A 13,950-nucleotide genomic window follows, 5' to 3' on the forward strand; every position below is an offset into this window, starting at 1 on the left:
TTTTACACAAAAAAAAATTCATTCCTTACTTAAAAACAAGCAATAATTTTTTTAAAATATACTTTTAGAAAAAAAAATCTATATAAAACTATAATAGTTTCATTTTTTTTATAAAAAATTTAATTTTATAATGAATTAATTTTTATTTACTTTACTAATAAATATTATATAATAAATTTTATTTCATGAAATGACTCCAGATCCTATTAATTCATTATCTATATACCAAGCTGCAAATTGTCCTTCATTTATAGCACATTGCATTCTTTCAAATTCTATAAACATTCCGTTTTTTATTTTGTATAAAAATGCTTTTTGCAATGGTTGTCTATAACGAATTCTACAAAACACCTCCATTTTATTTCCATCTAAAAGTGCAAGATCATCTCTTATCCAATGAATATTTTTTTCTTTAATAAATAAAGATTTTTTATATAGACCAGGATGATTTCTTCCCATTCCTGTATAAATAATATTTTTTTTAATATCTTTTTCAATAACAAAAAGTGCTTTTTTATATCCTCCTAAAGAAATACCTTTACGTTGACCTTTTGTAAAAAAGGGTGCTCCTTGATGATATCCAATCAATTTACCATCCGATTTTTTATATTTTTTTTTTTTAGATAAAAAAAATAATTCTTCTATTTTGAACAAAAAAAATTTTTTTTTATTATATATTGAGGATTTTGAATTAATATTAATGATTTCTCCTTTTTTAGGAAGTATTTCTTGTTGAAGAAATTTGGATAAATTAATTTTTCCAACAAAACATAATCCTTGAGAATCTTTTTTATATGCATTACACAATTTATTTTTTTCTGCTATTTTTCGTACTTGATTTTTTGTAAATGGACCTAATGGAAATAAAGATTTTTTTAATTGATATTGCGATAATTGACATAAAAAATATGATTGATCTTTATTAGAATCTTTTCCAATAAAAAGACGATAGATAATTTTATTATTTTTTATAATTATTTGTTTATTAACATAATGACCTGTAGCAATAAAATCGGCTCCTAAATCTATGGCTTTTTTTAAAAAAATATTAAATTTAATTTCTCGGTTACATAATATATCTGGATTAGGAGTTGTTCCATATCTATATCCGTTAAACATATAATTTATAATGTATTTTTTGTATTCTTTTTTCATTTCCACTACTTGGAAAGGTATTCTCAATTTTTGAGAAACTAACATAGCATAAATACTATCTTCCACCCAAGAACATTTATTGGTATTGATATTAGAATTATCCCAATTATTCATAAATAAACCGATTACTTCATAACCTTTTTTTTTAAGAAGTAAAGCTGCAACACTAGAATCTACACCTCCTGAAAGACCTACTACTACTTTTTTCATAAGAAAAAGGAATCTTTGATAAAAAATAAATTAATAATTATATATAAAATATTTTATTTTATGAAAACATTTCTCTAACACGATCAAAAAAAGATTTTTCTGAATTTCCAGGATGAGGAAAAAAATTTTCATTTTTTCTCATTTTTTCGAAAAAATTTCTTTGTTCTTCATTAATTTTTTTAGGAGTCCAAACATTTACATGAATAAAAAGACTTCCATATCCATATCCTTCAATATTAGGTAACCCCTTATTTTTTAATCTAAGAGTTTTTCCTGATTGTGTTCCAGGATCTATTTTAATACGAGCCTTTCCATTAATAGTAGGAACTTCTTTTGAAGATCCTAATATAGCATCTGGAAATGATATGTATAAATCATAATGAAGATTATTCCCTTCTCTTTTTAATTTAGGATGAGATATTTCTTCAATTAATACAATTAAATCTCCTGGAATTCCATTAAATGGAGCTTCATTTCCTTTTTCAGAAACTTTTAATTGAATCCCTTCTGTAAGACCTGCTGGTATTTGGATATTAACTAATTCTTCTTCTCTAATCAATCCATGTTTATTTGCTCCATATGGAATTTTTTCAATATTTTTTCCAGTTCCAGAACAGATATTACATTGAGACGTTGTTTGCATTCTTCCTAAAATAGTATTAGCTATATGTGTTATTTGACCTGTTCCCTTACAAGAAGTACAATTTTTAAATTTTACTCCTTGAGCTACTTTAAGTCTTTTTACTTTAACTTTTTTTTCTATTCCATTAGCTATTTCTTCTAATGTAAGTTTTACTCTTATTCTAAGATCACTTCCCTTAATAGTTTGGTATTTTGTAGATTTTCCAAATCCAAAATTAGAAAATCCTTCACCAAATGCATCAGCAAAAATATCTCCAAAATTTGTAAAAATATCTTCCATATTCATTCCTGATCTACCAGAGCTACTACCTTTTATACCGGAATGTCCAAATTTATCATAACGTTGTTTTTTTTCTGGATTTCCTAATATTTCATAAGCTTCCGCAGCTTTTTTAAATTTTTCTTCTGCATTTTTTTTATTATCCGGATTTTTATCTGGATGATATTTAATTGCTAATTTTCGATAAGCTTTTTTAATTTCTTCTGAAGTAGCATTTCTAGAAATATTTAATACTTCGTAATAATCTTTTTTCATTATGAAGATAAAAGTTTATTATTTTCCGGTAATGACTTTAGCATGTCGTATAACTTTTTCCTGTAGAATATATCCAGATTCTATAATTTCTATTACTTTTCCTTTTAAATTTTCTGTTAAAACTGGTATTTGTGTAATTGCTTCATGAAAATCGGTATTAAAATCATCTCCTTTTTTGATTTTAATTTTATTCAATCCTTTTTGTTTTAAAATTTTGATAAATTTTACCTGTATTAAATAAATTCCTTGAATTATAAGTTCATTTTTTGACTTTTTAAGCTCTTTAAGACCTCGTTCAAAATCATCTAAAATTGGAATTAAATCTAGAATAATTTGTTGATGAACAGTTCTAAATAGATCTAAACTTTCTTTTTTAATACGTTTTTTATAATTTTCAAATTCTGCAAAAATACGTAAAAATTTATCTTTTTCTTTTTCTAATTTTTCTTTTATAATTTCTATTTCCTTTAATAGATTATCGTTAATTTTTTCCTTTAATAGATTATCGTTAATTTTTTCCTTTAATAGATTATCGTTAATTTTTTCCTTTAATAGATTATCGTTAATTTTTTCCTTTAATAGATTATCGTTAATTTTTTCCTTTAATGGATTATCGTTAATTTTTTCCTTTAATGGATTATCGTTAATTTCTTCCTTTAATGGATTATCGTTAATTTTTTCCTTTAATGGATTATCGTTAATTTTTTCCTTTAATGGATTATCGTTAATTTCTTCCTTTAATGGATTATCGTTAATTTCTTCCTTTTTTTCAAATTTTTTTTGATTTATATTCATAAAATAAAAAATATTTATATAGTAATTCTATGCTTTAGAAGCAAATTTTTTGCCATATTTTATAATTATGTCATTATGACAGGTTATAAAAATCCAATATAATTTTCATGAAGGATTAAATTTTAAGATTTTCCGAATATTATTCAATCTTTTAAAAGCAATATTTTTAGCTTTTTTAGCCCCTAAATCAAGAATACGATCTAATAAATATTTCTTTTTTATTAAAGAAAAAAAATTTTTTCTTTCAACTGAAAATTTTTTTATTATACATTCATATAAGGCTATTTTAGCCTCTAAATATCCATATCCCCCCATTATATATTTTTTTCTCATTTCTTCTACTCTATCTATAGGAGCTAATAATTTATACAAGTACATTATATAATTTTTATCTGGATTTTTTTTTTCATTTAAAGACTTATTATCTGTATGAATACTCATAATTTGTTTTTTTAATATTTCGTCTGAAGAAAATATATCAATCCAATTTTTTTTTGATTTACTCATTTTTTTTCCATCTATACCAGGAATTAACATAGTTTCTTTTTTAAGAAATGCTTTAGGTAATATAAATATTTTTTTTCCTATTTTTTTATTAAAACGATTAGCTATGTAACGTGCTATTTCTATATGTTGTAATTGATCTTTTCCTACAGGAATTATTTCGGCATTATAGAGTAATATATCAGCTGCCATTAAAATAGGATATGAAAATACTCCTACATTAATTTTTTCATTATTTTTCATTTTTTTTTTGAATGAATGAGCTAATGTAAGTCTTTGATAGGGAAAAAAACAATTTAAATACCAAGCTAGTTCAGTAACTTCTGAAACATCAGATTGTCTATAAAGTAGATTTTTTTCTGTATTTAATCCAAAAGCTAACCATGCTGCCGTAATTTGATAGGTATTATTACGGATAGTTTCTAGATTTTTCATTTCTATCAGTGAATGTAAATCTGCTATAAATATGTACGAAGAATATTTAGAATTATTAGCTATATTTATAGATGGAATGATCACTCCTAAAATATTTCCTAAATGAGGAATTCCCGTACTTTGAATTCCTGTTAACATATTTTTATTCATATAAAAATCGTTTTGTTTTATTTTATTAAATATTATTAACAAATATAATTATAATGAAATTTCATTCATTTATATAGATTTTTACTTTTTTATTTTTTATATTAAAGCTTCCCATCCACTAATGATTTCAAGTATTTCTTTAGTAATATTAGTTTGTCTTTCTTTGTTATAATTCAACATAAGATTTCTTTTAATATCATTAGCATTTTCTGTAGCTTTATGCATAGATATCATACGTGAAGTATGTTCTGAAGTAGATGATTCTAACAAACTTTTAAATATTTTTACGCTAATAAGTTTTGGAATCATATAATTTAAAATTACCATATTAGATGGTTCTAAAATAGAATATTCATATTCTGATAATTTTTGATTACTAAAAGTAGGAAGAGAAATTGGAAGAATTTTTTCAACAATTACTTCTTGAAATAAAGTATTTTTTAGATAATTATATATCAAGTAAATAGAAGAAATTTTTTGAGATAAAAAATCTTCAATAATTTTTTTTACAAAAAAATATATATCAAGAAAAATTAATTTTAAAAATTTTTTTTTTATATTCATATAAAGTATATTTTTTTGATAAAAAAAAAAATTAAAACCTTTCTTTCCAATAGAAAAAAAAATATCTTCATTTTTTACTGAATTATCTTTTTTTTGAATTATTTTATTAATTTTATCAAAAATTAAGGAATTAAATGACCCACATAATCCACGATTAGAAGTAATTACGATAAATAATTTTTTTTTAGATGAAAAAAAATAATTATTTTTTTTTAAAATTTTTGTATTTTCATGGAATGAATATAAAATATTTTGAAATAATTGTTCTATATATTTTGAATATTTTTTGAAATGAATAAGAGATTCTTTAGATTTTCGTAATTTTACGATAGAAATCATTTTCATAGCTTCTGTAGTTTTTATAATAGAAGCTATAGATAAAATTCTATTTTTTATTTCTTTTGGATTAGACATAATTAAGAAGATAGATATTTTTCACTTAATTCCAGTGCTACATTTTCTAATATAGATGCTGATGTTTCATCAAATAAACCATTTTTTAAAGAATCTAATAAATTTTTGTGTTTCTCATTTAAATAAAAAAGATATTCTTTTTCAAAAGATGAAATTTTTTCAATAGGAATATTTTTTAAAAAATTTTTAGTTCCAGCATAAATAATAGCAATTTGATCGGAAATATTATATGGATTATGAGGTGCCTGTTTTAATATTTCTATATTTCTTTTTCCTTTTTGTATAATATTCATAGTTGTAGGATCTAACTCAGATCCAAACTGAGAAAAAGATTCTAATTCTCGAAATTGAGCTTGATCTATTTTGAGGGTTCCAGATATTTTTCTCATAGATTTAATTTGAGCAGATCCTCCTACTCGGGAAACGGAAATACTTTCATTAATAGCTGGACGGACTCCAGAATGAAATAGATTTTTTTCTAAAAAAATCTGTCCATCTGTTATAGAAATAACATTGGTTGGAATATATGAAGATACATCTCCAGATTGAGTTTCAATAATAGGAAGGGCAGTTAAAGATCCTCCCCCCTTTACATATTTTTTAATGGATTCTGGAATATCATTCATTTGTTTAGCAATTTTTTGATCTTGTATAATTTTAGCAGAACGTTCTAATAAACGAGAATGTAAATAAAAAACATCTCCTGGATATGCTTCTCTACCAGGAGAACGTCGCAATAATAAAGATATTTCTCTATAAGAAACAGCTTGTTTGGATAAATCATCATAAACTACTAAAGAAGAATGACCTGTATCACGAAAATATTCTCCAATAGAAGTTCCAGAAAAAGGGGCAAAAACTTGTATGGATGCAGGATCTGATGCTTTAGCTGCTATTATAACAGTATAATTCATAGCACCTTTTTTTTCTAGAATTTTTGCTATTCTAGCTATTGTAGATCCTTTTTGGCATATAGCTACATAAATACAATAAACTGGTTTATCCGTTTCAAAAAATTCTTTTTGATTAATAATAGTATCAATAGCAATAGTTGTTTTTCCAGTTTGTCTATCTCCAATAATCAATTCTCTTTGTCCTCTTCCTATAGGTATCATACTATCTATAAATTTTATTCCGGTTTGAAGAGGTTCTTTTACAGGTTCTCTATAAATAACACCTGGTGCTTTTCTTTCTAATGGCATTTCAAATAGTGGTCCTATTATTTCCCCTTTTCCATCTATAGGATTTCCTAGTATATCTATTACACGTCCTAGCATCCCTTTTCCAACTTTTATAGAACAAGTTTTCCCTGTACGTTTAATCATATCCCCCTCTTTTATATCTTTTGAATGATTAAGCAATACTATGCTCACATAGTCTTCTTCTAAATTCAATACAATTCCTTTTATTCCAGTATGGAATTCTACTAATTCTCCACAAAATGCCGAATTTAGACCAAAAGCTCGAGCGATTCCATCACCTATTTGAACTACAATTCCATATTCAGATAATTTTGATTCATATTGAAAATCAGATAATTGTTTTTTAAGAATGGATGATATTTCAGAATATTTTAAATCGTACATAAAAATAAATACTTTATATTGAATCTTTGAATATATTTTTAATACTTAATAATTGATTCTTCACACTTAAATCCCATTCTTTATATCCTATTTGAAATAAAAATCCCCCAATAAGAGATTTATCAATTTTATTAATAATGTGATATTTTTTATTTTTTAATTTTTCTGAAGAAATAATTTTATGTATTATCATTTTTTGAATATCTATACTTAAAGGAAAAAAAGAAGTAATAATACATTTTAATAATCCTTTTTTTTCTTTATATATTTTTTGATATTCTAAAAAAATTTTTTTTATAAGATATTCTCTATTACGTATAATTAAAATTTTTATAAAATGAAAAATAAAAATATCGAAAGAATAGAAAATTTTCTCTAAAATTTGTATTTTTTTTTCTGAATTTAATAAAAAAGAATGAAAAAACTTATTTAACTCTACATTTTTAGATAATAAGAAAGATATTTTTTTTATTTTTTGATAAATAGAATCCATGTTATGGGTTTTCATAGAACTTTCAAAAAGTACCATAGCATAATGTTTAGTTATTCTTATTTTCGAAAACATTTTAAAATGTTTATTAGTTTAATTTATTTAGCCATTCTTTTATAAATTTCTCTTGTTTTTCCATTTTTTGATTTTGATCCAATTCTTTTTTTAATATTTTTTCAGCAATTTTTATGGAAATATTTCCTATTTGATTTTTCAAATCATGAATAGCAGCTTTTTTTTCTATGTGTATAATTTTTTTTGTTTCTGTTAATATTTTTTTTTTCTCTAAAAAACCTTCTTCTATTGCTTTATATTTAATATTTTCTTTCATTTGAATAGCTTCTTTCAAAATCATATCTCTTTTTATACGAGTTTCTTTTAAAATTTTATTTTTTTTATTTTCTATAAAATCCAATTCTTTTTGAATTTGATTAGCTTTTTCTATAGAAATTCGAATTTTTTCTTCTCTTTGATCAATAAATTTTATTATTGGTTTCCAAGCATATTTAGAAAGAAACAATATCAATATTACAAATATTATTGTTTGCCAAACAATTAATCCAATAGAAGGAGTTATCAAATCCATTATAAAAATCTATTTAAACACAGCTAATAAAGCAGTTACTATTCCAAAAAGGGCAGCACCTTCAATAAGAGCTGAAGCAATAATCATTGCATTTTGTATTTTTTCTGAAGCTTCAGGTTGTCTAGCAATAGAATCCATAGCTGAACTTCCAATTTTACCAATTCCTAAACTAGCTCCTATCACTGCAATTCCAGCTCCTAAAGCAGCTAAACCGGAATATGTTAAATCTATATCCATAATATAATGTTATTTCATTTTACATTTATAATTCTTTACGGTTGTTCCTATGAGCAAAGCAGATAAAGTTGTAAAAATAAAAGCTTGCAAAAAAGCAACCATAATTTCTAACAGGGAGATAAAAAAACCAAAAATAATGGAAAAACTAGTAATTAAAAAACTTTTAAAAATAAAAATAAGACAAATAAAACTTAAAATGACAATATGTCCAGCAGTAATATTAGCAAATAAACGAATACATAAAGTTAATGGACGAATTAAAATCCCTACCAATTCTATTGGAGCTAATAATAATTTTATTCCTATTGGAACATTGGGCATCCATAAAATATGTTTCCAATAACTTTTATTAGCCCTCATATAGGTTATTATAAAAGTAATTATAGATAAAAATAACGTAATACTTATATTTCCGGTAACATTTGGAAATCCTGGTAGCATTCCTATTAAATTGTTAATCAATATAAAAAAAAATATAGTTAATAAAAAAGGAAAATAAATTTTATATTTTTTTTCCCCAATATTTGGGATAACAATCTCATCACGAATAAATAGTATTAAAAATTCCAAAAAAATTCCTAAACTCCATTTTATTTGATAATTTTCGTAATTTTTCCTCATTTTTATAAAAATGAAACATAATAAAATAAAGGAAATAAAAATAGATACTACATTTTTTGTAATAGAAAAATCTAATGGTTTATCATTTTTTGGATAACCTTTTGAATCCATATATAAATTTCCAATAGAATCGGTTTTATATATTTTTTCTTTAAACATTTTATAATTTCCATATTTTCCTTTTACTACTTTTCCATGAGAAAATTGAGAAGAAAAAAAAAATTCTAATCCATTATTCCATAAAAATATAGGTAAAGAAAAATTTTTATCCCCAATAATATTCCATTCATGGGAATCACTGATATGTTCAATAATTGTCTTAGCTACATCAATATTTTTTTTTTCTTTTGCGAAAATATTCACATGAATAAAACCAAAAAAATAAGGAATAATAAATAATATATTACTAATTTGTTTAACCCCATTCATTCAATAGACGAATAGAAAACAAATTTAGTTTTTTTATTAAAAAAAACTAAATTTGTTTTCTATTAAATTATGAATTAAAATCAATTTAAAAAATGAAAATATAGATTAAATTAAAAAATTTTATCATCATGTAATAAAATTCCTATATCATATAATTCATTTCGAATTTTATCTGAAAGAATCCAATTTTTCTTTTTTCTTTCTTCTGTTCTAATTTTTATTAATTTTTCAGTAATTATTTTTAATTTTTTAGAAGATTTTTCCAAAAAATTTTTTTCAATAATTTGAATACCAAGAATATCAAAAATAAAATAATTCATATATTTTTTCAATAAATGAATAGTTTCTATATCATTATCATTGATAAAAGCAGAATTAATGATATGAGATACTTTAAATAAATAAGAAATTAACAATGGAGTATTAAAATCATCATTTATTGCTTCATAACAGTTTCTTATCCATTGAGAAACATCAAATATAAAACTATTCGTTTTTTTTTTTTTAGAAGAAAAAAAATTTAATTTTTGGATCCCATTCATTAACCTATAATATCCTTTTTCTGCATCTATAAGTCCTTTGTTAGAAAAATTTAAAATACTACGATAATGAGATTGTAAAATAAAAAATCGAATAATGGTTGGATGAAAAGTTTTTTTACGACATTTGGAAATCAAATCTTTTAATTCTAAGTAATGGCCAGTTGATTTACTCATTTTTTTATCATTTAATGTTAACATATTTGTATGCATCCAATAATTTGCAAGTTTATTATTATAAACACCTATCGCCTGTGCTAATTCACATTCATGATGTGGAAATTTTAGATCAATCCCTCCACCATGAATATCAAAAATTTCTCCTAAATATTTTGTACTCATAGTAGTACATTCTATATGCCAACCTGGAAATCCTTTACCCCATGGAGAATTCCAATTCATAATATGATTTTTTTTTGCTTTCTTCCAAAGAGAAAAATCTTGAAAACAATGTTTTTCTTTTAAAAATTTTTTTTGTTTACTAAATAGTTTATCTATTCTATTATGACTTAATATTCCATAAGAATAAGATTTTCTATACTTTTTCATATCAAAATAAATAGATCCATTTTTTTCATACGCTAATTTTTTTTGAATCAATTTTTGAATTATATCAATTTGTTCTATAATATGACCAGTTGCAGTAGGTTCAATACTTGGAGGTAAAGTATTGAAAAGATTTAAGGTAGAATGAAAAGAAATAGTATATTTTTGGACAATTTCCATAGGTTCAAGGCCTTCTATACGAGATTTTTTTAAAATTTTATCCTCTCCGTTATATTTTTCCTTTTCTAAATGTCCTACATCTTCTAAATGTCCTACATCCGTGATATTTCTTACATAACGAACTTTATAGCCTAAATGTTTTAAATAACGAAAAATTAAATCAAATACAATAAAAGTCCGACAATTTCCTAAATGTAGATGATTATAAACTGTAGGACCACAAACATAAATTCCCACATATTCTTTATGAATAGGTTGAAATAATTCTTTTTTTCTAGTTAAAGAATTATATATTCGTATATGATTTCGTATATTTTTTTTTTCTTCTATTTTCATATATTTTTATATTCCTTCTATGGAATTCCAATGTAATGGAAAAATTCTTTTCGAATTTCCGGGTTTTTTTTAAATATTCCTAATAATTTAGTAGTAATAGTTTTGGTATTGATATCTTGAATTCCACGAGAATTTACGCATAAATGTTTTGCTTCTATAATACAAGCAACATTTTTTGTATTTAAGATTTTTTGTAAAGATTTTACGATTTGTATAGTTAAACGTTCTTGAACTTGTGGTCTTTTTGAATAATAATTCACTATTCTATTAATTTTAGAAAGACCTATCACTTTCCCATTAGAAATATAACCAACGTGAGCTTTTCCAACAATAGGTAAAAAATGATGCTCGCATATAGAATATATTGTAATATTTTTTTCTATTAACATTTGGTTATACCTGTATTTATTTTCAAATGTAGATACTTTAGGAAAAGTCTTGGGATTAAGACCACTAAATATTTCTGTTATAAACATTTTTGCTACTCTTTTAGGGGTACTACGTAAACTATCATCATTCATATTCAATCCTAATATTTCCATAATATGGAAAAAATATTTTTCTATTTTAGAAATTTTTTCTTCGTCACTAATAAAAAAGGCATCATTACGTAATGGGGTTTCATGATCTTCTAATAAAGAAGAAATAGTTTTCTTTATTTTTTTTTAAAAAATTTTTGATGTTTCTCTTCCATCATTAATTAACTTAATTAATCCATGATAAACAAAGGTACAAAAAGGAATATGTCTTTTTTTTTAAAAAATAATTATTCTAATTTTTATATTTTTCATATTTATTCAATTTTTTTTAAAATTAAAAGGTATCCTACAAATAGGAATAGGAATTACTTTATGCATGTTTTTTTGATGTAAAGTTTGATATTTTTTAAGGATATTTTTTTCACTTTCCTTAAAAATATCATAATTGAAAAAATTTTTTTTTTCTTCTGTAATTTTCATTGCCCATTCCAATTCTTCATAAGTGGCTTTTAGTTGATCTTCATCAGATCTTTGATCTTCCCATAATCCATCCGTAGGTTTTGCTTTTTGTATACAATTAATAATTTTTAATTTTTTAGCTAAAAAACGTATTTCACTTTTTGTTAAATCTGCTATAGGATGGAGATCCACTCCACCATCTCCATATTTTGTAAAAAATCCAACTCCGAAATCTTCTATTTTATTTCCAGTTCCAACTACTAAATAATTATTTATATTAGCATAATAGTATAAAGTTATCATACGAATACGAGATTTTATATTTGCTAAAGCAAGCAAATTTTTTTTTTTAAAAGGATCGTTTACTGTATGAATAAAAGATAAATATAAAGAAGATAAATCTTTTTTTATATGATGGACATTTAAAAATTTAGATTTTAAAAAATTTGCATGTTTTTGAGATAATAAATTTTTATTTTTATCTAGTATTGGCATTTCTAATATTAAAGTTGGATACTTAGTCATAGCAACTAAAATGGATGTTACAGATGAATCTATCCCCCCGGATATACCAATAATAAATCCATTGGATTTAGATTTTTTTATATATTTTATAAGCCAATATATAATATATTCAATTATTTTTTTTGCATTTATCATTTTAAATGATTTTTATATTTTTCATAAAAAAAATTTTAAAAAAATGTCCTTAATTCTTAATTTAGAAACTTCTACAAAAAATTGTTCGGTAAGTATTTCCAAAAATGGAATATGTATTACATCTATAGAAGAATGTTCGGAAAAATATCTTCATTCAGAAAAATTACATACATTTATACAATATGCTATAAAAATTTCTAAAATTGATATAAATGATTTAAAATCAATTTGTGTTAGTAAAGGTCCTGGTTCTTATACTTCACTAAGAATAGGAATATCTGCCGCTAAAGGTTTGTGTTTTTCATTAGGGATTCCTTTATTATCATTAGATTCATTAACAATTATGAGTCAAAAAATAGATATTAAAGATGGATTTTTATTACCTATGATACATGCAAAATCCGATTTTTTTTATACTTCCTTATTTAATAAATCTAAAAATCGGATAGCACCTATCTCTATAAAAAATATCAATGATCAATATTTCAGATTTATCACAAAAAATCAAAAAGTATATTTTTTTGGTAATGTAAATTTTCAAGAAAAAGAAAAAAGTTTATTGACAGATTATTTTCATTTTTTTTCTCATATTTATCCCTCTGCCATAGATATGTCTTTTCTTTCTTATGTAAAATTTTGTAATAAAAAGTTCAATAAAATTGAAAATTTTATTCCATTTTATTTATAATAAATAAAATCTATTTTTTTTCTATTTATATATTATTAAGTAAAAATATATATTTTTTTGAATAGGATTATTAAAATTGGAACAAAACATAGTCCAATATAAGTTTATTAAGCTAGAAAAATCAAAATTTTTATTCAAAAAAAGGTTATTATTATCGTTTATTTTTTTATAAAATATGAAGGATATTTAATTCAAAATATTCCTATTCATAAATTAAAAAAATCAGGTATTTTTACTAAAAAAAATTATTCAGGTTATGCTTTCAAGAGTAATTGATTTAGTTCTTTCAGTTTATTTAAAATAGATTAGTTTTTCTTATTTATTAAAATAAATAGTAGTATATTACAAAAAAATTCAATAATTTTTTTTTTTAAGATTCAAATATACATGCTATTACAGATACTGTAAGTCTTAAAAGAGATTTTTTATAAAAATTTTTATCCACATCATAATTTTGTAAATTATAAATATAAATACAAAATTAAAAAAACTCCGTTAAAATTATTGTAAAAAAAGCTATTTTAAAAAAATAGGATTGGAACGTTGAGGTATATTACATAATTTATAGAAATTAAATTTTCAAATATTAAATTGAATGATAAATTAACGAAATTATATTATTTAAAAAAATGTAAAATATTAATTTTGAGTATTTTATAATATATATATATGTAAATCATAATAGGGGATCATGTAATTATTTATTAAAA

The 13,950-nt window shown here is 22.7% G+C and carries 14 protein-coding genes; 1 reads left to right on the forward strand and 13 read right to left on the reverse strand.

What is annotated here, in order from left to right; translation table 11 throughout:
• Positions 1-183: 183 nt before the first annotated feature.
• From mnmA to nadE, 13 genes are all read right to left on the reverse strand, one after another.
• A complete protein-coding gene (gene mnmA / locus BLBCPU_RS02580) occupies positions 184-1,365 on the reverse strand; it encodes a tRNA 2-thiouridine(34) synthase MnmA (protein ID WP_014246445.1) in 1,182 nt (393 codons plus the stop codon).
• Between the two features lie 58 nt (positions 1,366-1,423).
• Complete coding sequence (locus tag BLBCPU_RS02585; protein ID WP_041178613.1) at positions 1,424-2,545, reverse strand: DnaJ C-terminal domain-containing protein; 1,122 nt, start codon at positions 2,543-2,545, stop codon at positions 1,424-1,426.
• Between the two features lie 15 nt (positions 2,546-2,560).
• A complete protein-coding gene (locus BLBCPU_RS03085) occupies positions 2,561-3,055 on the reverse strand; it encodes a nucleotide exchange factor GrpE (RefSeq protein WP_371136972.1) in 495 nt (164 codons plus the stop codon).
• A gap of 387 nt (positions 3,056-3,442) precedes the next feature.
• Positions 3,443-4,426 (reverse strand): tryptophan--tRNA ligase, encoded by a 984-nt coding sequence (trpS, locus tag BLBCPU_RS02595; RefSeq protein WP_014246448.1) that lies wholly within the window; start codon positions 4,424-4,426, stop codon positions 3,443-3,445.
• 96 nt (positions 4,427-4,522) lie between these two features.
• The gene (gene atpG, locus BLBCPU_RS02600) at positions 4,523-5,404 is read right to left on the reverse strand and encodes an ATP synthase F1 subunit gamma (protein ID WP_014246449.1); all 882 of its coding nucleotides are present in this window, start codon (positions 5,402-5,404) and stop codon (positions 4,523-4,525) included.
• A 2-nt stretch (positions 5,405-5,406) separates the two neighbouring features.
• On the reverse strand, positions 5,407-6,990 hold the full coding sequence (atpA, locus tag BLBCPU_RS02605) for a F0F1 ATP synthase subunit alpha (RefSeq protein WP_014246450.1): 1,584 nt from the start codon (positions 6,988-6,990) through the stop codon (positions 5,407-5,409).
• A 13-nt stretch (positions 6,991-7,003) separates the two neighbouring features.
• Positions 7,004-7,555, reverse strand: a complete 552-nt coding sequence (atpH, locus tag BLBCPU_RS02610) for an ATP synthase F1 subunit delta (RefSeq protein ID WP_014246451.1) — start codon at positions 7,553-7,555, stop codon at positions 7,004-7,006.
• Between the two features lie 13 nt (positions 7,556-7,568).
• On the reverse strand, positions 7,569-8,066 hold the full coding sequence (atpF, locus tag BLBCPU_RS02615; protein WP_014246452.1) for a F0F1 ATP synthase subunit B: 498 nt from the start codon (positions 8,064-8,066) through the stop codon (positions 7,569-7,571).
• Between the two features lie 9 nt (positions 8,067-8,075).
• Positions 8,076-8,303 carry an ATP synthase F0 subunit C gene (atpE, locus tag BLBCPU_RS02620; RefSeq protein WP_014246453.1) on the reverse strand — a complete coding sequence of 76 codons (228 nt, stop codon included), beginning with the start codon at positions 8,301-8,303 and terminating at the stop codon, positions 8,076-8,078.
• Positions 8,304-8,312: 9 nt separating this feature from the next.
• A complete protein-coding gene (gene atpB / locus BLBCPU_RS02625) occupies positions 8,313-9,353 on the reverse strand; it encodes a F0F1 ATP synthase subunit A (protein ID WP_014246454.1) in 1,041 nt (346 codons plus the stop codon).
• Between the two features lie 110 nt (positions 9,354-9,463).
• The gene (gene cysS / locus BLBCPU_RS02630; RefSeq protein ID WP_014246455.1) at positions 9,464-10,954 is read right to left on the reverse strand and encodes a cysteine--tRNA ligase; all 1,491 of its coding nucleotides are present in this window, start codon (positions 10,952-10,954) and stop codon (positions 9,464-9,466) included.
• Between the two features lie 17 nt (positions 10,955-10,971).
• Positions 10,972-11,613 (reverse strand): GTP cyclohydrolase I FolE, encoded by a 642-nt coding sequence (gene folE, locus BLBCPU_RS02635; RefSeq protein ID WP_050798156.1) that lies wholly within the window; start codon positions 11,611-11,613, stop codon positions 10,972-10,974.
• 138 nt (positions 11,614-11,751) lie between these two features.
• Positions 11,752-12,552, reverse strand: coding sequence for an NAD(+) synthase (gene nadE / locus BLBCPU_RS02640; protein ID WP_014246457.1), 801 nt, complete (start codon positions 12,550-12,552; stop codon positions 11,752-11,754).
• 43 nt (positions 12,553-12,595) lie between these two features.
• On the opposite strand from nadE, the gene tsaB reads away from it, so the two are divergent.
• Positions 12,596-13,240, forward strand: coding sequence for a tRNA (adenosine(37)-N6)-threonylcarbamoyltransferase complex dimerization subunit type 1 TsaB (gene tsaB, locus BLBCPU_RS02645; protein WP_014246458.1), 645 nt, complete (start codon positions 12,596-12,598; stop codon positions 13,238-13,240).
• Positions 13,241-13,950 lie beyond the last annotated feature (710 nt).

The sequence above is a fragment of the Blattabacterium sp. (Cryptocercus punctulatus) str. Cpu genome, assembly GCF_000236405.1.
GTDB classification, from domain to species: Bacteria; Bacteroidota; Bacteroidia; order Flavobacteriales; family Blattabacteriaceae; genus Blattabacterium; species Blattabacterium punctulatus.